The organism is Coprobacillus sp., assembly GCF_984815275.1.
In genome coordinates this window covers 1-20,406 of sequence record NZ_CFJNYH010000003.1, presented here as the reverse complement: position 1 = coordinate 20,406, position 20,406 = coordinate 1, and the positions used below count along the sequence as shown (strand labels likewise).

The following is a 20,406-nucleotide window of genomic DNA, read 5'->3' as shown; positions in this document are numbered from 1 at the left end:
TCTTTTTCTCCTCTTATAAAGTTTGTTCAGTTCTTTCAATGATATCATCCTGTGTTGCTTTTGATAACACATTGAAGAATGCTGAATATCCAGCAACTCTGACAATTAAATCACGATGTTTTTCTGGATGAGCTTGAGCATCCAATAATGTTTCTCTATCTACAACATTATATTGTACATGATAGCCATGTAAACGATTAAAGAATGTTTTCAGCATCATCTCTAATTTCATTTTATTTTCATCTGTTGATAACATCTGAGGTGTCACCTTTTGATTTAATAAGACACCACCAGTGATTTCATGTGTTGGTAATTTTGATACTGATTTAAAGACCGCTGTTGGTCCACTCTTATCCATTGCATGAGCTGGTGAACATCCTTCTGCAAGTGGAGTACGGGCTTTACGACCATCTGGTGTTGCCATTGTGCCTAATCCTTGTCCTACATTAGCAGATATTGAAGATGTTCCCGCATAACGGATACCCCCAATAGGTCCTCTTTGATATCTTGTATTTGGATATTTCTTCATTTCTTCTATATATGAGTTATAAGCATCAACAACCAACTGGTCAACATAATCATCATCATTTCCGTATTTAGGAACATCATTGATCAGCATTTTTTGAATTCTTTGATTGTCTTCACCTTCAAAATCATCTTGCATAGCATTCCATAACTGTTCAGGTGTTATTTTCTTTTCTTCATAAACCAATTTCTTAATAGCTGCTAGACTGTCTGCCATATTGGCAATTCCAATCTGTAAACCAGAAATGAAATCGTAGATTGCTCCACCTTCTTTGATAGTCTTTCCTCGTCCAATACAATCCTGTGTTAAAGCTGAACATAAGATATCTGGAATTTCTCTTTCACCTGCCAAGTCAACAGCATTCTCAACAATCACAGAAACTCTTGTTAATTCCTTAATTGCTTTATCCCAGGCTGCCTGTAATTCTTCAAAAGATTTCATATCTTTAAAATGTCCACTACCTTCAACAAATCGCTTTCCTGTTGTTAAGTCAATACCATCATTCATCACACATAATAAGATTCTTGGAAAGTTCAAGTATGACATACCTGTACAACGATATCCCCATTTCCCAGGAACGGCTGTTTCTACGCATCCAATAGCAGAGTAATTATAAGCATCTTCTTCTTTAACACCTAAATCAATAAATGAAGGAATAATAATTTCATCGTTATTGAATGCCGGCATTCCTGTTCCAAGTTTCATGACTTCAACTGCTTCATCTAAGAATTCCTGAGGCATTCCATTATAATATCTGACTGTTAAGTTTGGTTGAGGAAGTCTTGTCTGTGCAACTGATCTCAAAACCAGATATGATAACTTATTCACTGCACATTTTTTATCAGATGTCTGTCCACCAATTGTGACATTCTGATACATTGGGCTTCCTGCACTACTGAATGTATGAGCTTGTGAACGGACTTTATTAATTGTTAGTGTTTTAATCCAAAGGTTTGTTAATAATTCAACTGCTTGATCTTCTGTAATTATTCCTTTATCTAAATCATGTTGTAAAAATGGGTAAACATATTGATCAAAACGACCATATGATAAGGAATGACCATTAGATTCAATTTGTAAAATCAATTGAATAAACCAAGTCGATTGAATCGCTTCATAGAATGTTTCAGCTGGTTCATAAGGGACCTTATCACAGATTCTAGAAATCTCTAACAATTCATCTTTTCTCGTTCCTTCTGCCTTGTCAGCCAATTCTTTTGCCAATACGCTAAATCTATGAGCATATGTTTTCACTGCTTCAATAACAATTAAGACAGCTTTATAAAAAACATATTTATCAATATTTTCAGGTTTACATAAATCTAATTCAGATTTTAGTTTTAAAACTCTTTCTTCATACCCTTTCAAACCAATCTGTAATACTGTTTGGTAATCAACTGCCAAATGGGCATCTCCAGAATTGAGCTTTCCTTCCATTCCCAGTAATCCAGTAGACATGATGTCCTTGACTTCATCAGGAAGTAAGGCATCCCCTCTTGATCTTAAATTATTATTTTCCCAAAATGGAGCAATAGAACGAAGATCTTCTTTTGTTTTTTCAGTGATATAGAAAACATCTCCATCACGTTTTTCAAACAAATCCAATTCATTGATAACGAATTCCAATGTATATTCAGGAAAGATTGGAGCATCTTTGTTAGAAGCTGCTTGATTCCCTACAATTAATGTTTCATCCTCAATATAGATAGACATCTTTTCTAAGATATTCTTTAACATCAATGCACGTTTCATGACAGCAGGTTGATTTTGATGTTCTTTATAAGTTTCAGTAACTAATAAAGCTCTTTCAGCACAAATATATGGCTTCTTTTCTAAGACCTTCTCTCTAAACTCATTCATCCTTGGTGTCAAATCACCAAAATGTTCTACGTTTTTCATAGCTTTTTCCTCCATTATTTCATTTGAAACTTTCGTTAATTTCATTTACACATATATCATAACACTTTTCACTTTAAAGTCAATATATATTTCAATGAAATTATATTTTAGTTTCATTTGAAATATATTATTTACAATATGAAATGAAAATGGTATGATAACTATGGTAAAGGAGCTATAATTATGAACAAAGGAATGATTTTCAATATACAAAAGTTTAGCATTCATGATGGTCCTGGCATTAGGACAACTGTTTTTTTAAAGGGCTGCCCATTAAAATGTCAATGGTGTTCCAACCCCGAATCACAATTAGACCATATTCAAATTTTATATGATTATGACAAATGTATTCATTGTCAGCAATGTGTTCATGTCTGTCCACATGGTGCCCTCACTCATCAAAATAATCGTATTCTCGTTGATGCTAAAAAATGTGTTGGTTGTTTAACATGTGTCCATGCCTGTCCTCAGGATGCTCTCACACATGAAGGCGAATATAAGGAAATTGATGAGATTGTAAAAACATGTTTACAAGATAAAGATTTTTATGAAGAATCAGATGGAGGTGTAACAATTTCTGGTGGTGAAGGAATGAGTCAGCCAGATTTTGTCAAAGCCCTTGTCAATAAGCTCAAGGATGAAGATATTCATGTTGCAATTGAAACAACAGGATATATTCAACCACAAATCTTTCAGGACTTAGCTTTGCTCTTTGATCTTTTATTATTTGATGTCAAACACTATGATAGTGAGCAGCATTTCTTAGGTACTGCCGTGCACAATGAATTAATTATACAAAATCTTCAATGGGCAATTGATCAAGGTATTGAAGTTTTACCAAGAATTCCTGTCATTCCTGATTTCAATGCTTCATTAGAAGATGCCAAAGGACTTGCCAAATTATTGCAGTCTGTTGGTGCTAAACGTGTTCAGCTTTTACCTTTCCATCAATTTGGTGAAAAGAAATATGAGTTATTAAATCGTGATTATCATCTTAAAAATAAAAAAGCCCTCCATAAGGAGGACTTACAAGACTACCAGAATATCTTTCTTGAACAAGGTCTTGATTGTTTTTTCTAGGAGCAGTGCTCCTTTTTTAATAGTGCATTTTTTCTGGAATGACACCACGAATACCACCTTTAGGATCAGTTGTATCCCCCTGATATCTTGGAATCAAATGAATATGTAAATGCATGATAGATTGACCAGCCATTTCACCACAGTTCATTCCAATGTTATAGCCATCAGGATGATATTGGTTATCTAGCATACGTTTTGCAATGTCAACCAATTCAAATAATTTTATACGCAAATTTTCATCTGCTTCAAAGAAATGAGTCACATGTTTTTTTGGAATAATCAGCATATGTCCAAGACTTACAGGATTTTCATCGTAAATCGCATAGCCAGCATCATTTTCTAAAACAAATTCTTTTCTTTCACAGAACAAACAACTCATGAATTCACCTTACAAACTTCAATATTCTTTCCAAGGAGGTATTCTTCAACTTCACTAGGAACATCTGAATCTGTATAAATACAGTCAACATCTTCTGTTCTTAATAAATTGACAACACCTTTTTGATGGAATTTCACTGAATCAGTCACAATAATAACCTTATCAGCCTGTTTTGCCATATCTCTGACAGCTTCACTTCTCATATAATCATTTCCTGTAAAGCCAGTTTCCTTCGTAAATCCATCAGTTCCTATAAAGAGTTTATCAACATAGAACGCTTCAGCACATTTTCTTGTAATGGGTCCAACCATGACTTGTGATTCATTTTGGTATTCCCCACCAAGTAAAATAATCTTAACTGTCCCTATCTTTCTAATATAATCAGCAATAAATGCAGAATTGGTAATTAAAGTGACGTCTTTTTTTGTTTGCGCAATTTCTAAAGCCACCAGTGCGCAGCATGATCCAGATTCAATCATCACAGTTTCACCATTTTGAATGCTTTCTACTGCTTTTTGTGCAATTCTTTGCTTACTATCATAATGATATGCCAAACGATTATTGATATCATCACTATCATTTAATGTCGCATAGCCATGTTCTCTAATAATAATGCCACTATTTTCTAATGAGACCAAATCTTTCCTAATCGTAACCTGCGAAACATCTAGCAATTCAGATAATTTTGTGACTTCCATTTTCTTATGTTCTGTTAATAATTCTAATATTTTTGAATGTCTTTTATTCATTTTATCACTCTTTTCTTCTATTAGAATAGCACATAAGACTTTCATTTACAATAAAAAGCACTTTCGTTTTATCTGAATACATCACAAAATGAAACAAATATCTCTTTTATTTTAAAACAGTAAAGAACTAAGAGCGCCTCTTAGTTCTTTACAACAATCTATTCAATAACAGCTTGTTCTTTTTGGTAAGCCATACTATCTTGTTTCTTAAAAAATGGATAGTATACAGCAACTGATACTGCAAGGATAACGATTTGAACGACTGCGCCTTGCCATCCTCCAACAAGTAATCCCGAAATAACCATTGGTGTACTCCATGGCAGTAAAACACCTGAGAATGGTTGTAAGAATCCAATAGCAATTGCTCCATAGACAATAAGTGCTGCCAAAACAGGGACAACAATAAATGGGATAAACATAATTGGATTCATAACTATTGGAAATCCAAAGACAACAGGTTCATTAATATTGAACAATGCTGGAAATATTGAAACTTTTCCAAGTGATTTATATTGTTGTGACTTAGCTGTAAATAACATGGCTGCCACAATACCAAATGTAATTCCTGAGCCTGACAAAATCAAGAAACTGTCTAAAAATTGTTGTGTGACAATATGTGCACCCTGACCAACAACAAGTTCTCCTGAAGAACGAAGTAATTCACTATTAGCAAGAGCATTCGCAGTCAATAAAGATGTCACAACCCCATTGACAACACTTTGTCCATGCACACCAAACCACCATAAAAGTGAGATAAACAATGCGGTTCCAATAGCTCCTGGTAATGAATCTGATAAACCTTGTAATGGAACTTGTAATGCTGAATAAATCCATTCAATAAATGTTCCTCCAGTTGTCACTTTAAAGACAATATAAACAATCATTGAAAGTAAGAAAATAACAATCGCTGTATTGTTATACAAGGCAACAATTAAGAAATTGCATGATACACAAACATACAACAACTAGAAAACAAGTCAAATGGAATATAGAATTCTTTGTGAAAATGGCTAATATCAGTAGGATATCATCCAGTTGAGTGTACAAGTATAAATAATAAAAAAAGAAGATGTAAATCTCCCACACATTTAGGAACTTTATTTTTATCTTCATTTTTTATAGCTCAATCATTTACTCATTATCAATCAAGAGTCATATTTTGAAATGCCCTTTTGAATTAAAGATAGCCAAATAATATTAACAATACAATTGTCATAACAAATCCTATAACACCTGATGCTATAACATACAACACTTTCTGATATGGTCTTTTGCCATATTCACGATTTCTTTCGATTTCATCAAGACGTTTTCCATCTGCAAAAGCAACAATTTCTTTATAAGTTTGGATATCATATACTTTCTTTTGCTTTTCAACACGCAATGCATAATACATCGCTACAGCAAAGAGTATAACCCATAATACAATACCAATATAACTATTAACCATGAAAAATAATGGTACAACAGATAGTATTGTAACAATGAGCAATATTGTAAAAATAATGCCATCTTTATGAAACCTTTGAATGTCTTCATTTCTAATGTGTTCTTTCATTTCCTCTAAATCTCCTTTGACTAGAATATCTAGAGAAATACCAAACAATGTACTCAACAAAACAATACTATTAATGTCAGGATAGTTTTTTCCATTTTCCCAATTTGATATTGTTTGTCTTGTCACAAATATTTTATCAGCTAATTCTTCTTGTGATAAACTTGACTCAAGTCTGTATTTTTTTATTTGGCTGCTAATTTTCATAATGGTATTCCTCCTGACTTTATTCTAAACTATGAGAGGGTTTCCTGCTATCAAAGGTCTTTGACATTCCCATCTTATTCACATGTCAAAAGTTTTTTACATGTCTTTAGATGATAGAAAACATAAAATTCTATCATTTACATATACAGGCTTACTAAAAGAAAGAAGACGTGTTGAATTTTTTATAATCTCTAATTCAAGTTCAGTTATATATTTGTTTGCACGGTTTTTTGATATCTTTAAATTGATTCTTCTTTATCTAAGTTGGAAATATAGTATTTGAATTCATATTTTCTACTGATCATGTCAATTGCTTAATAATACTATCAGGTCATTGTGCTTCTTTTTGACTTTCTCACCATACATCAACTTTCAGCATGTAAAAGAATAAATAGTGCATCATAACAAATCACATGCCTAAAATGTTGTTTGGATATACTTAGCATTAAAGGAAACCTCAATGAATTGAAGAAAGTTTTCATATGTTTGTTAAGACTGCTTTTAACTTTCAATTGTTTTAAATTAAGACTTTTATCCAAGATACTTCACCTAAATAATTTATTTATCAATTTCTTTAATCATAACATCATAACATAAATAATCATTATTATAAGTACGAATAGAATAAGTTTCAACTATGGTGTATCGTCTTTTTAAATAAATACTTTTTGCTGGTAATGATGCATCTAATACAATCGTATTATATTGTTTCAATATCATATTTTCAGAGAAATTTAACAGTTGGCTCCCAAACCCTCTCTTTTGATATTGTGGTAAGACAAATAAGCGACAGATTTCATTTTTATGAATTGTTACTGTACCAACTGCATCATCTTGTTCATCAAAAACTATATAGACTTGACCAGATTCAATATCTTTAGATATATGACTCTCATTATGATGTTCAATAAAAAAGTCAACTGCACCTTTAGGGTAATAATGAGGATAAATATCTATTATTGTCTTTAGAGTTATAAACTTAACTAATTCTAATTGTTTCAATTCAGCTTGCTTTATCATTTTATCTCTCCCTCTCATATATATCAATCACATCTATATTGACTCCCATATTTTCATAATACTCTGCTTTTTCCTGCCAAAATTGATTTGCCAGTTCCATATACGTTACAACATCTTTACCAGAAGTAATAGCTTTTTTACCATTTTCTATTAATTTATGAGTTAATGATTCTGAGATTAAATAGATTTTATTACAATAATCATAAATACTTTTAAATTGATTGAGATAGAGCCTTAAAGATTCACAATTCTCATAAGTTGATTTATTAAGTACAATTTCTATTTTTTCCTTACTATAATATAAACTTAATATATATACAAATGTATCTAATCTGTCTTTGCCTATAGAGCCTTTGACACCTTGCAGATTTCCTTTAGAGGGTATGAGTGAACAATTCTGAATAGAATGGTGATTGTTTTTGCATCTATTTAAAGCATGAGTATATTTAAGAAGTTCTTTATCTTTAAAGTCTCTTATTAAGTATTTTAGATATATATTATATTGTGCTTGACCATTTGCATTTTCATGAAAATTAAAATCAGTTTCACCACTCATTGAAAAAGTTCTATGTTCATTAAACTCAATATAATCATTTATCGTAGTATCTATATAAGCATAACGTCTCTTCTTTGCATATTTTGGATGATAAAGATCTACCTTTCCCCAAAAATCCCATTTCTCTTTAGTATAGACTTTTTTATAAACATTCCATACCTCATCAGATACATCATATTCAAAATCTATTTTCTGTTCATCCATAATAGCCCCTCTTCATGATTCTTTAAGAAATCAACATCCTTACCCTATGTTACTATATTTACAATCAACCCACAATTGAAATTGACATAAATTCTAAAAGTAAACTACTAATTGTGCTTCTTTCATTTTTTTTGTTGATAATATACTTACCCATTTTTAATGTCACTATTACTGGTGTTCTTTAGGACATCAAATCAATCTATAACTTTGAAGCTAGTGTCAAAAGTTGTTTTTTTATATTCTATATTTTACATACTTATGATTATAATCTTTTTGCTTGCTAGAATCTACTTTATGAATATTCTTTTCAAATAAAACTGCCTTTGTGATTGACTATTCCCTCATGAAATTGATGTAAAATATTTATGAATACTTCTTAAATGTTATCAATCTAAATCGCCTTTAATTGGGCTAATAGTAATTTCAGCTTGACGAATCGCAAACAATTCCTTTTTATACTTATTAAGCAAGATTTCATCTCTAATATTTAATTTATTAATTAAGACATCAGAACCTGGATAGCAATAATTAGAACTGTACTCATAGCTATATATATATTTATCCATTTAAAAGAGTAATCTCCTTAAAATACGTTGTCTTTCAAAATCAAAAGTTGATTCTCCTTCTAAGCATTTCCATGTCATCAGCCGTCAAAGGCATCCCCTCAAGGCGCATTGTCGCATTGACTTCATCTATGATTTTACTCGTTTCTTCACTCATACAAAGACACTTCTTTCAAGATCATTTTCTATTAATGTTATATCATATTTAGCAGTTCATTTCACTATAATCAAGTTGTAGTTAATATAATTTTATTATATTTATAATTGCATATTTTATGCACATAACTCCCTAGTACTTTTTCTAGAATGTTAGCCTAAAAAGATTGATGTTAACTAAAAAATTAAAATACACAATATATTTTACTTATACCCACCCATCATTGACATTATATATTAAATTATATAATATCAATATTATCAATAGATATATGAAAGAAAAAATATATCTTGTAGATAAAAATAAAATATGATAATGTATAATCATCAAGAAAGGGTGTGATTGCTATGGAAAGAATCAATAATCATAAAAACAGAATAAATAAATTAAAAGTAGTCAATCACAAGTGTAAAGATTAAATATAGGCACAGTAAATAGCTACTGTGTTTTCTTATACTCTTGTGATCATTGACACAGGAGGAAAAATGGGAATAAAAATAATAAGAAATAACAAGTTATGGATGGAAGAAGAAGCTATACTACACCTTGAAAAGATAGCTCATTTTGATGGCGTTGAAGACGTTGTTGGACTTCCAGACTTGCATGAAAGCAAAGTACCTGTTGGTATGACTGTAAAATCAAAGGATGTAATATATCCGTTTTTAATTGGTAATGATATAGGCTGTGGTATGTCTCTGTTTGATACAAACATTAAACTTAAAAAGTTTAATACAGAGAAATATGTGAAAAAATTATCTAACACTAAACTCATTGGAAAGTACTCAATAGGTGGGGGTAATCATTTTGCAGAGTATCAAAAAATTGAAAAGATATTCAACAAAGAAGAAGAAGCTAAGAAGATTAATCTTAATCAAAATCATCTTTTTATGTTGGTACATTCAGGATCAAGGAAATTAGCTGATAATATCTATCGAGAATATGCTTCTTTAGAGGGTTTAACTGTAGGCAGTAGAGAATTTAAAAAATATCTTTTTTTACATCAAAAAGCAGTGGAATATGCTAGAGAAAATAGAATTGGTGTTGCAAATGCTTTAATGGACAAAATAGAAGTTAAATATGATAATCAGCTGATTATTGATTGTATGCATAATTATTTAGGCTTTGATGATGGATATTTTTATCATCATAAGGGATCAATTAGTGCAAGAAGTGAATACGCTGTTATAGCAGGATCAAGAGGTTCTTATTCTTACGTTGTGAAGTGCATACCAACCCAAGAAACACTATTCAGTATCTCGCATGGATCAGGGCGTAAATGGGCTAGAAATCTCTGTAAGGGACGGTTAGAAACAAAATATAAAAAAGATGAACTCAAAACAACAAAACTAAAAAGTCAGGTTATCTGTGATAATCAGCTTCTTTATGAAGAGGCAACTGAAGCATATAAAGATATTGAAGATGTCATTGACACACTCTTAGAATATAAAACAATTGAATTGGTTGCAAGATTAAAGCCATTGGTGACTTATAAATGTTAATACAAATATCATCTGGTCATGGCAAAGGAATTAAAGAGTGTGAATATGTCTGTTGTTTGTTGTATAAAGAGTTATTAAAGGAGTTTTCATCATTAGAGGTTGTATCTACCCATTACAGTAATGAAGAATGTTTAAAGAGTGCAATCTTCTATACAGAAGAAGATTTATCTTTTTTAGAAGGAACAGTTCAATGGATATGTCAAAGTCCATATCGACCTCATCATAAAAGAAAGAACTGGTTTATTGATGTGTCAATAATCAAAGAAGATATCAAAATTGACAATACTAATGATATCAGATATGAGGTGTTTAGAAGTTCAGGAAAAGGTGGACAAAATGTCAATAAGGTATCTACAGCTATAAGAGCCATTCATGTTCCAACAGGACTTGTTACTGTATCTATGGATCAAAGAAGTCAGTTGCAAAATAAAAAGATTGCATATCTTAGATTATTAGAAAAAATAGATGAAACAAGTTCATCTATTAATAAAAGTATTCATTATTTGAATTGGCAAAAGCATAATCAGATCGAAAGAGGTAATTCTATAAGAGTATATAAGGGAATGAAATTCATCAGAATAATATAAATTGGAATTATTGTATTTAATTAAGGCTATACTTATTTGAGAATGCAGTTTGATAAAGTAATTCATGTATAGTATAAATGTCGCTTGAATACAATTGCAATGTAACGACATATGCGTTATAATTACTTAAAGGAGATGATAATTATGGAAAAAACAATGACATTAAATTTAAGGGTGAATCCTGAAGTTAAGAAAAATGCTGAGGAAGTTCTTTCTCAATTAGGAATGTCTATGTCAACAGCGATTGATATTTATTTAAGACAAATATCATTAAATCAAGGAATTCCATTTACAATAGCAATTCCTAATGCACCAAAATCTATGAATACAGATGAAATGACTGCAAAAGAAATTCGAGCATTACTACAAGAAGGTTTAGATGATATTAACGCTGGGAAAGTCCAAGACGCTTCAGAAGCATTTGCAAAATTTAGAGAATCTTTATAATATGAAGAAGTATCAAATTAAAATAACAGATCGAGCTTTTGATGATATGACTGAGATTTATAAATATATTTCTAATAATCTCGGTTCACCTGAAAATGCTTTACAGCAATACAATAGAATTGCTGGTGCAATAGAGAAACTAGATGTTTATCCAACACGTATTAAAATTTTGGATTCTGAGCCTGAACATAGTTTAGGATTTAGGGCATTACAAGTTGACAAATATGTTGTTATATTTATCATTGATAATGATGTAGTAAATATTGTAAGGGTTCTATATAGTGCATCTGATTTTAGAAAAAAATTGGTTATATAATTAAACTATTATTCATGAAAATTAACTTTTAAATCACAAGAAGGATATCCATGCGATATCCTTCTTTACATAAATAATACTTTATAAAAAATCAATAATTAAACCAACGTTTTTATTTATTCTTCATGTGAGGTGTGAGTAATTAATTACCTATCAATTTAAAACACTTTGATTTTATGGTATTTTTTTTCAAATTATAAATACATATAGCTATGTTTTCACGGAAGAATATACGATATTTATATAATGTTATATACTAACTAAATGAATTTTATATAAGGCTATAGAAACAGTTTTACATACCTCAAAAAATAGGATAAGTCATCTAGCATCTATAAATGAATCATCTCTAAATTCAAATATATTTTCAAAGATACAATTTTTATATTTTTAATCCATTTTTATTTAATTTCTTGATACACATCATCAGAATAAAGTTGTTCAATATTTTGGGGATATAATTGATTATTATCTATTAGCTCTTGTATTTTTTCATCAGTTATATTATGTAATTCAAATGGCGATAATTCCTTTAAAAATTCCTTAATTGCTCCCTTAAATTTTTTTAGCTTACCTTTTCTAATTATTCTAACTTTATGAGTAAAATCACCAGCATATTCAAGGTTTTTTGTTGGAATAATCATAAACCTATATACATTCACATCTTTTCCGTAAACTGAATCAAACCATCCACAATGGCTATTCATTTGACTTGCTTCACTTTTTTTAATTGAAGACCTTTTATCTTCAATCTCATTTTTACACTCAAAAATCATATATTCGTTATTTGAACAACACCATAAATTATCAGGACCTTTTTTTATCTGTTTATCTGGTCTCTCGCTTATAAAGCCAATAAATTCACCTATCTTCTGTAATGAAGCTTCAAATTTATCACTATTTACACCAAAAGATAAATTATCCAATAACTCATTTATTGTTAGAACTAGTTCACCATAACTCTTAAAGCCATTAAGAAATTCTTTAATCTTCGTTGTCCTATTAATGTTTATATAAGAAACTTTTGAATAAGATATACCAACCTTTGGTTTCAATAATTCGTTATTCAATTTAAATGCAGCTTTTTGTAAATCATTAAATTTTGATTTATCAATATAATAAGAATAGCGAGCTAACTGTTGTAAATACCATCCTTTATCACAATCATTCATTTCAGTATTCTCATCAATAAATTCTTGTGTTAGAGCATATGCTTTTTCATACTCCTCTTGTAAAAAATACTTCTCAATATTTCTTTCTTTTTCTAATACTGTATAATCTATTAATGATTGTTCATTTTTACTTAGTCCATTCATTTTACTTGTATAAAACATTTTCCAATCATCAACTCTACCTAAGCATTGATTGATTAGCCCAACAAGTGACTTAAATGGTTCTTCGCCATTTTTAACATCATCCTTTGCTAATTCAGAAATATCCAATCCGATATCAATTTGTTTCCTAGTCTGCTCTGAGAAATATTTTCTTGTTTCTATGCTCCTCATAAATTTAACTATATCATTTCCAATAATAAGAATAACACAAAAATCTTTCTCGCCTCTCACCCCTCTTCCTAATCCTTGTTCTATTTGCTGTGCAATTTTTTTATTAATAATATCACTATCTGGTCTACATAATTCTTCATATCGATCACATAAGTTTTCAAAATAGGGTTTAGAATCTATTATTAAGATTCTACAAGTTTCATCTGGAAGATCTATTCCATCATATCTATTATTTACAACTAATATTTTATTAAATTCTCCTTTTTTTAATTTATCAATTTCTTTAAAAATATTATTTGAATTAGTAATAATACCTCCTTGTTTACTATAATAATCTGCTTTTTTTGTATTTGGAACAATTGAAACAATCCCAAATCCATCATGTTTTGCTCTCATTAACCTAGTAACCACTAACTTCTGATCTAAGGAATCATCAACCAATTGTGGTAAAATCAACATTTTTTCTCCTGACCAAATTTGATTATTATTGATTAATGGATTTTTCACTGCATCAACACTAAAATCTAATCCTTTAATAAAAAAGGCATCATCTTGTGTTGTTGCTGACATTAATATTCTATGGCTAGAATTAGTAAATAATCCAAACTTTTTTGTATCAATACTATATGGAGATATTTCTATTCTGTTTCCAGTTATAAAACAAATATATTTTTCTAAAGAATCTTTAATTAAATCCCAGCTATATTTTATACACGAATCATCTTTATATTGTGATAAAATAGATAATACTTCTGATTTTTTATCATACCATGCCCAATAAGGAACCACCATTAAAGTACTATAATCTTCCTCCTTCAAATCCAAAAAGCTTCCTTTTCCTTGCTCTCTCAAATCCTCTTCAAATAAATTAATAATATCATCAAATAGCTTATTATAAGTTTTTCTTGAAATTTTAATTGTAAAAGAATCTTTTATCACATCTATGCATGTATGTGCATCATCCAAAATAATAGTTCCAACTTTACATGATCGATTTCCTATTCCAAAAATAGATTTACCATTAAACACTTTATGAGCATGAGTTATTAAAATTTTTTCACTTGATTGAAAAGAAGAAGGCAACTCTCTTTCATCTAGTAATACTTCATGTTGTATTCCGAATTTTTCAGCCTCTCTATGAACTTGATTGACTAAATATTTGTTTGGGCAAACATATAGACATGGTCCTTTGCCCATATTAATTTTTGATTGTAATATCAGCAAGCCTATTAATGTTTTCCCCTCCCCCTGTATGTAATTTGATTATTACATCCTTATTGTCCTTATAGCTTTCAAACCATTTCTTCAATATATATTCCTGAGCTACTCTAAGTGGACCCGCAATACTTTTTCTATCTAACGTTTCATATACTTCAATAGGATTTATTTTTTTCTCTAATTGATTTTCATTCATTATATTTCTAAAATTGACCATAAAATTCTCCTCACCAATGTTATTTTAGTCTATATATGATATTTTATCATTTTATATAATAAAAAGAAATAGTTTGTATTTTAATAGAGCTTTGTTATTCCATTAATTTCATAGAATGGAGTATAAGTCTCTTACTCAATTTTAGTGATAAATTACAGAACGATCTCTTATTTTTCCTGCTTATGTTCTTCAAAACATGTCAAAACCTAATTTTCATGTCATTATCCATAAACTCAACATTATCATCATATAAATCATCCAATACTTTTCTCTGATCATCACGGCTAGGATGTGTATATACATTCCATGTTGTATTTACTGTACTATGTCTTAATAAATCTCTTACAACTATTGGATTAACTCCTGCCACCATCAACTCAGTAGCATAAGTATGCCTAAGCATATGATAATGAAATTTAATATCTAACTTTTTTGCTGTATCTCTTATCCTTTCTTGAAAATTTACTGGCGAAATGAAATCTCCATGTTCATCACAAATAACGAAATCATATGGATTTTCCACAAACCAGCTTTTTAAATACTCACTTAATATTGAACAAATTTCTACTCTAGCTTTACTGCTTTTTGTTTTCAATCTTTCTGTTAGATATATTTCTTTTCTTTTTAATCCAGCATGTTCTATTCTTCTGCGTATTGTTAGTTGGTTTCTTTCTAAATCAAAATCTTCCTTCTTTAGTGCCATAACTTCACTTATCCTTAAACCAGTATACCTACCAATTAGCAAAGCAATACCATATGATTTATATTTATATTGAGCTTTTTTCGCAAAGCATCGATTAGGACTTGCTTTTATAATTTCTTCTATTAACCGTTTCAAATCATCATCACTTATAATCTCTACACCCTCTTTCTTTTCTGGCTTATTAGGAAGAAGAATGTTTGGAACGGGATTTATTGATATATACCCTGCTCTAACTCCATGCTTAAATATGACTGAATAAACCTTTTTTATGTTCTTGACTGTTGGATAGTTGTATCTTTGTGATAATTCATTAATATGTGCCTGAAGTGAAACATAACTCACTGACTCAATTGGCACATTCCCAAAATTGCCTTTTACATACGTTTGATGTGTTTTAATATAATAATATAATGTAGCTGGAGCCCATTTGATTTTACCTTCAATTTCTACATATTCATCAAAGACATCATTTAATGTCCTTTTCCTTGATTCAGGAATTAATACCTTTGCATTTGATTTTTCAATAATACTCGCTTCATAATTTCTAGCTTCTTTTTTCGTTCTAAATCCACTTTTTGTATGACGCTGTGTAACTCCATATGGATCTTTATATCTCATATCTACTTGATATATATATCCATACTTTTTGCTTTTTAATTTTCTAATAGACATATATTACCTCCATCTGTGTATCAGCTTTTACCACCATAAAAAAATAAAAAAGCATCATTTCATCTCCATATAAAGATTATCTAATGCCTTTCTTTGATCCTCATTTTGAGGATGTGTATATATGCTCCAAGTTGTACTGATATCACTATGCCTCATTAAATCTTTTACAACAACAGGATTAACTCCTGACATGACTAATTCTGTTGCATAAGTATGTCTTAACATATGATAATGAAAATTAATATTAAGTTCTTTACAGACCTCACGTAATCTATGATTTAAGGTTTCTGGTTTGATAAAATTACCTTTCCCATCACATATCACAAATTCAAATGGATTTATTTCAAACCATTTTTTAAGATAGCTACATAACAGTTTGCTTATTTCTACTGTTCCTTTGCTTTTTGCTGATTTTAACTGATGAGTTGTATGTATATCTTTAGCTTTTAAACCAGAATATTCAATCTTTCTTCTCACTGTCATACAGCAATTTTCAAGATCAAAGTCTTGCCTTTTAAGTGCTAGGGTTTCACTGATTCTTAACCCTGTATATCTCCCTATAATCAAAGCCATAGCATATGACTTAAAGGTAAATTCAGCATTCTTTCCTGATGAATACGGATTTGTTCTTTTAACAGTCTGTAAAGCATCAATAATCTTTGACAAATTCTCATCACTTATGATTTCCACCTTAACTCTTCTTTCATTCTGTAACTTTGGAATTTGAATATATGGTATTGGATTCTCTCTAATATATCCTACTCGTAAAGCATACTTAAATGTCACTGCAAACAACTTTTTTATATTCTTAAGTGTTGGTGGATTATATTTCTCCGACATTTTATTAAAAAATTGTTGTAGATTCATGTATTTTAACGAACCCATATTTTCATTTCCAATCGTATCTTTCACATACATTTCATGAGTTACATTATAGTATACTTTTGTTGATCTTGCATATTTGACCTCTCCCTCTATTTCCATATACTCATAATAAATATCATTAAATGTTTTATTCGTACTTTTTCCCTGCTCTATTAAAACTTCTAGTTGTTCTTTAAAATCTCTTTCATATTTTTTAGCTTCATTAAAAGTTTTAAACCCACTTTTAATATGTCTTTTTGATATGCCAAGTGTATTCTTGTATCTAATATCTACTTGAAAAGTGTTTCCATATTTTTTATTTTGTATTTTTGATATTGCCATATTCAAAATCCTCTTTCTATTCAAATTTTCTTTCGAGCATTAACAATTTGCTTGCTTTGAATAGCCTTGATTCTACTGCTTACATCCAATCCCTCATAATCCATATAAAAATTACTGACTGCCCTAGGAGAAAACATATAATTTCTTCCAGTGCGAATTGCAGGAATAATTCCCATCTCCCTTAGAAAAGTCACATGGCTTTCTGAACAATTAAGCAATTTCATTAATTGAGCTTGTGTAAGCATTTGTAAACTATCCACTTTTCATTACCTCCAATCCTTTTAATATTTATTATGCTCTTTTCAGCAACCAACACTACCACATAAATTCTCTTTTATCTATTAAATAATTAACAATTTTTACAATGATCTAATTAAGTACCATCTCTTGAAGTTTTAATGGTTGATTATTAGCCATATCATAATCTTCCATAAAGCTGATTTCTATATGATCCTTTGTTTGAAGTTTAAATAAATATTGTTCCATAGACTTGATCTTAAGTTCATCATCATAAACAATGACTTTATTAACATCTGAATCTTTTATGCAGAAATCAACATGTTTGCTCATACTTGAATCAAATGCAGGCATCTCAATGATACAAACCTTTTCACTTTCCTCAGATAACCTCTTTACAAAATCCATAAATTCATCTCTTGATGAATCATTCGTTATAATCGCAATCCTGTCTTTTCTTTCTTTGAATGTTTCTTCAATAACATAATAAACAGCTTCTTTCAATTCTTCCAACATATCATCATCTATCATTCTATTAAGATCTGAAAGACTTATAGGCATTTTAGAATTAACAACACTTATTCCTTTATCTTCAAACATTTTTATGAATCGACCATCATGATAAGCATTTGCAACAATGAAATCCACATCATCAGCTATAACAATCTCTGGATGAACTTTCATAACTGCATCAACGATCTGTTCAGGAGCTATAAATGACATAATTAGTGGATAATGCATTTCTCCACCGATATCCAAGTTATGCTCTTTTGCATACTTCATATATTTTTCTTCACTTTCACCATTTAATATGGTTTCAGTTTCAGATGTTAAAATTAATGTGCTTTTACTCATATTCTTCCTTCTTCCCTGTACTATTTTTTATTAGCACATTGATGGCACCTAGGAAATTAGGGGAAAGGATTCCCTAAGTGCCACTATATCTACTAATAAGTTATATTCCGTTTCGTATTCACAATACTAAAGTTTTCGTTATAGAATGAAGACGCTCCAATAAAGAGTCCATAGGTCACTACCTTCCCTCCTCCAATCAAAGGGACGCCATCTCACAGCTGTGACAGTTGTCATCTGCTCGACTGAGTCTGAGACGAAGTATCATACATGTAGACTTCATGGCAATTCATCAAATGTTAGATATCACATCTATCATCAATCGCTGCTTAGTTGTTCTAATAGATCAAATTTATGATTATAATGATATCCATTAGCTAAAGGTCTCGGCGTACTGCTCCATCTACACCAACGTATCTTCATTCTACTTATTTAATTGTCAAAGTTCTTTATGAAATTCAAGCTGACTAAACTTCCCTTTCACTATTAAACGGGACATTATTTTTAACTTTGACACCCTAATCATTCAATTTTTTTCTTAATTTCTTTAAAATATTATTTTTTCTTTTATGAATAGTACTTTGAGATACATGTAACTGTTTTGCTAGTTCTCTTTCTGTCTTCTCCTGTACAAGAAGATTGGTAATGAGTTCTTTATCATCAGGGCTTAACTTATCAATTTCATTAAGTACCATTGAAACTTTATACTGATTCTCTATATTCATACTTTTATCATCCGAAACAACATCTAAATATGTAACATCATTACGTATATTGGCATCTAAACTTATAAGTCTAGCTTGATTATCTTTGACATTATCTCTTATTATTTTTTTATAGCTGTTATAACAAACTTTAAATACATCTTCATCAACTTCTACAAGTTTTCCATGTGGTCTTAAATAAAATTTATATTGTTGAGTTTTAGAATTTCTAATTTTCCAAAAATAATTTTTACTATAATCATTTTTCACTCTCATCTCTCCGTTTCTGTAAATTTTGTTATTAAACTTACGAAACGGAGGACTTCTAATCTTTTGCAAAAGAAAACCTCTCAGTGTTTTATCTGAGAGGGAAACTATAAAATTATATATCTGATTAAAATGCTTTTTATCAAGAAATAATTTCTTGCTCTTTGTTATCATGCTATATATTTATCTCATAGAAATTTTATGTCAAAAAAGAATGAAAAACATAAAAAAGGAATAATGATTACAAGTTCTAACTCAGCTTATGGTTACAATTCTTCCTCAACTATTTTCATTTATCAATGAATTAGACTCATATTTAACATATATTCCTTTATACAATGACATTTTTACACGTATTTAAAAATCATTTCATCAATTTTAGTTATAATTATTGTCTTGTTCCAGCGACACAACCACTATCTACTGGTATAATAGTACCATTAATAAAATCTGAATCTTCCTCAAATAAGAAAACAACCACTCTAGCAATATCATACGGTTGTCCAAATCTTTCACTTGGATTAGCTTTTGCCCACATTGCATATTCATCTGGCTTTGTTTCCTTATATGGCAAGATCAATTCTGTTTCAATTGTTCCTGGTGCAATAGCATTAACAGTAATATTTTGTGTAGCATAATCTAATGCCACCCCTTTTGTAAGACCACTAATAGCGTGTTTACAAGCTGAGTATAATGCCATTCCTTGACTAGAGACTAAACCTGCTCCAGAAGTTGTATTCACGATTCTACCATAACCATTTTCTTTCATCATTCTTAACTCATGTATCATACACATCATATGTGCCTTAACTAAAATACCTAATTCCATATCAATTTCTTTTTCTGTAACCTCACCAAATGGTTTAGATAAAATTCCAAATCCTGCATTATTAAAAGCACAATCTAAACGTCCAAATTTTTCTTGGATAAAATCAAAACCTTCTTTTATTTCATTAGATTTAAATAAATCACAATGTTTGTAAACTACATTTCCTTTAAATTCCTTACATAATTCAATAACAGCATCTGCTTTTTCATCTTGAATATCAAATATAACAACATCATATCTTTTTTTAGATAA

The 20,406-nt window shown here is 29.9% G+C and carries 21 protein-coding genes; 5 read left to right on the top strand and 16 right to left on the bottom strand.

The window, feature by feature from the left end; translation table 11 throughout:
* Nucleotides 1-13 precede the first annotated feature (13 nt).
* On the bottom strand, nucleotides 14-2,425 hold the full coding sequence (locus AC5M21_RS01920; RefSeq protein WP_008790154.1) for a glycyl radical protein: 2,412 nt from the start codon (nucleotides 2,423-2,425) through the stop codon (nucleotides 14-16).
* A gap of 183 nt (nucleotides 2,426-2,608) precedes the next feature.
* On the opposite strand from AC5M21_RS01920, the gene AC5M21_RS01915 reads away from it, so the two are divergent.
* The gene (locus AC5M21_RS01915; protein WP_160340746.1) at nucleotides 2,609-3,505 is read left to right on the top strand and encodes a glycyl-radical enzyme activating protein; all 897 of its coding nucleotides are present in this window, start codon (nucleotides 2,609-2,611) and stop codon (nucleotides 3,503-3,505) included.
* Between the two features lie 16 nt (nucleotides 3,506-3,521).
* On the opposite strand, the gene AC5M21_RS01910 is transcribed toward AC5M21_RS01915, so the two are convergent.
* The 7 genes from AC5M21_RS01910 to AC5M21_RS01880 form a co-directional block, all read right to left on the bottom strand.
* Nucleotides 3,522-3,884, bottom strand: a complete 363-nt coding sequence (locus AC5M21_RS01910) for an HIT family protein (RefSeq protein WP_160340747.1) — start codon at nucleotides 3,882-3,884, stop codon at nucleotides 3,522-3,524.
* Nucleotides 3,881-4,633 (bottom strand): DeoR/GlpR family DNA-binding transcription regulator, encoded by a 753-nt coding sequence (locus AC5M21_RS01905; RefSeq protein WP_202086279.1) that lies wholly within the window; start codon nucleotides 4,631-4,633, stop codon nucleotides 3,881-3,883. Before AC5M21_RS01905 ends, AC5M21_RS01910 begins: the two co-directional genes overlap by 4 nt.
* A gap of 158 nt (nucleotides 4,634-4,791) precedes the next feature.
* On the bottom strand, nucleotides 4,792-5,556 hold the full coding sequence (locus AC5M21_RS01900; protein ID WP_236916393.1) for a PTS sugar transporter subunit IIC: 765 nt from the start codon (nucleotides 5,554-5,556) through the stop codon (nucleotides 4,792-4,794).
* Between the two features lie 254 nt (nucleotides 5,557-5,810).
* Complete coding sequence (locus AC5M21_RS01895; protein WP_008790164.1) at nucleotides 5,811-6,395, bottom strand: helix-turn-helix domain-containing protein; 585 nt, start codon at nucleotides 6,393-6,395, stop codon at nucleotides 5,811-5,813.
* Nucleotides 6,396-6,953: 558 nt separating this feature from the next.
* Nucleotides 6,954-7,415 (bottom strand): GNAT family N-acetyltransferase, encoded by a 462-nt coding sequence (locus tag AC5M21_RS01890; RefSeq protein WP_054689442.1) that lies wholly within the window; start codon nucleotides 7,413-7,415, stop codon nucleotides 6,954-6,956.
* Between the two features lies 1 nt (nucleotide 7,416).
* The gene (locus AC5M21_RS01885) at nucleotides 7,417-8,175 is read right to left on the bottom strand and encodes a hypothetical protein (protein ID WP_236916395.1); all 759 of its coding nucleotides are present in this window, start codon (nucleotides 8,173-8,175) and stop codon (nucleotides 7,417-7,419) included.
* Between the two features lie 386 nt (nucleotides 8,176-8,561).
* Complete coding sequence (locus AC5M21_RS01880; protein ID WP_054689443.1) at nucleotides 8,562-8,741, bottom strand: hypothetical protein; 180 nt, start codon at nucleotides 8,739-8,741, stop codon at nucleotides 8,562-8,564.
* A 639-nt stretch (nucleotides 8,742-9,380) separates the two neighbouring features.
* On the opposite strand from AC5M21_RS01880, the gene AC5M21_RS01875 reads away from it, so the two are divergent.
* From AC5M21_RS01875 to AC5M21_RS01860, 4 genes are all read left to right on the top strand, one after another.
* Nucleotides 9,381-10,394: an RtcB family protein gene (locus AC5M21_RS01875; RefSeq protein ID WP_054689445.1), complete on the top strand. Its 1,014-nt coding sequence runs from the start codon at nucleotides 9,381-9,383 to the stop codon at nucleotides 10,392-10,394.
* Entirely contained in the window at nucleotides 10,388-10,981 is a 594-nt protein-coding gene (gene prfH / locus AC5M21_RS01870) for a peptide chain release factor H (protein ID WP_054689447.1), read from the top strand. Before AC5M21_RS01875 ends, prfH begins: the two co-directional genes overlap by 7 nt.
* A 144-nt stretch (nucleotides 10,982-11,125) precedes the next feature.
* Nucleotides 11,126-11,428, top strand: coding sequence for a type II toxin-antitoxin system RelB/DinJ family antitoxin (locus AC5M21_RS01865; RefSeq protein WP_008789416.1), 303 nt, complete (start codon nucleotides 11,126-11,128; stop codon nucleotides 11,426-11,428).
* Nucleotide 11,429: 1 nt separating this feature from the next.
* The gene (locus AC5M21_RS01860; RefSeq protein WP_054689448.1) at nucleotides 11,430-11,744 is read left to right on the top strand and encodes a type II toxin-antitoxin system RelE/ParE family toxin; all 315 of its coding nucleotides are present in this window, start codon (nucleotides 11,430-11,432) and stop codon (nucleotides 11,742-11,744) included.
* Between the two features lie 401 nt (nucleotides 11,745-12,145).
* On the opposite strand, the gene AC5M21_RS01855 is transcribed toward AC5M21_RS01860, so the two are convergent.
* The 8 genes from AC5M21_RS01855 to AC5M21_RS01820 form a co-directional block, all read right to left on the bottom strand.
* Nucleotides 12,146-14,473, bottom strand: a complete 2,328-nt coding sequence (locus AC5M21_RS01855) for a DEAD/DEAH box helicase (RefSeq protein WP_199805903.1) — start codon at nucleotides 14,471-14,473, stop codon at nucleotides 12,146-12,148.
* Nucleotides 14,448-14,684: a hypothetical protein gene (locus AC5M21_RS01850; protein ID WP_044927275.1), complete on the bottom strand. Its 237-nt coding sequence runs from the start codon at nucleotides 14,682-14,684 to the stop codon at nucleotides 14,448-14,450. Before AC5M21_RS01850 ends, AC5M21_RS01855 begins: the two co-directional genes overlap by 26 nt.
* A 199-nt stretch (nucleotides 14,685-14,883) precedes the next feature.
* Nucleotides 14,884-16,059 (bottom strand): site-specific integrase, encoded by a 1,176-nt coding sequence (locus AC5M21_RS01845; protein WP_008789413.1) that lies wholly within the window; start codon nucleotides 16,057-16,059, stop codon nucleotides 14,884-14,886.
* A gap of 54 nt (nucleotides 16,060-16,113) precedes the next feature.
* Entirely contained in the window at nucleotides 16,114-17,265 is a 1,152-nt protein-coding gene (locus tag AC5M21_RS01840; RefSeq protein ID WP_008789412.1) for a site-specific integrase, read from the bottom strand.
* Nucleotides 17,266-17,285: 20 nt separating this feature from the next.
* Nucleotides 17,286-17,525 (bottom strand): helix-turn-helix domain-containing protein, encoded by a 240-nt coding sequence (locus tag AC5M21_RS01835; protein WP_008789411.1) that lies wholly within the window; start codon nucleotides 17,523-17,525, stop codon nucleotides 17,286-17,288.
* A 109-nt stretch (nucleotides 17,526-17,634) separates the two neighbouring features.
* Entirely contained in the window at nucleotides 17,635-18,357 is a 723-nt protein-coding gene (locus AC5M21_RS01830) for a hypothetical protein (protein ID WP_008789410.1), read from the bottom strand.
* A 515-nt stretch (nucleotides 18,358-18,872) separates the two neighbouring features.
* Complete coding sequence (locus tag AC5M21_RS01825; protein ID WP_008789409.1) at nucleotides 18,873-19,334, bottom strand: sigma-70 family RNA polymerase sigma factor; 462 nt, start codon at nucleotides 19,332-19,334, stop codon at nucleotides 18,873-18,875.
* Between the two features lie 379 nt (nucleotides 19,335-19,713).
* The coding region (locus AC5M21_RS01820; RefSeq protein ID WP_493531470.1) for an SDR family NAD(P)-dependent oxidoreductase at nucleotides 19,714-20,406 on the bottom strand (693 nt) is incomplete at its 5' end.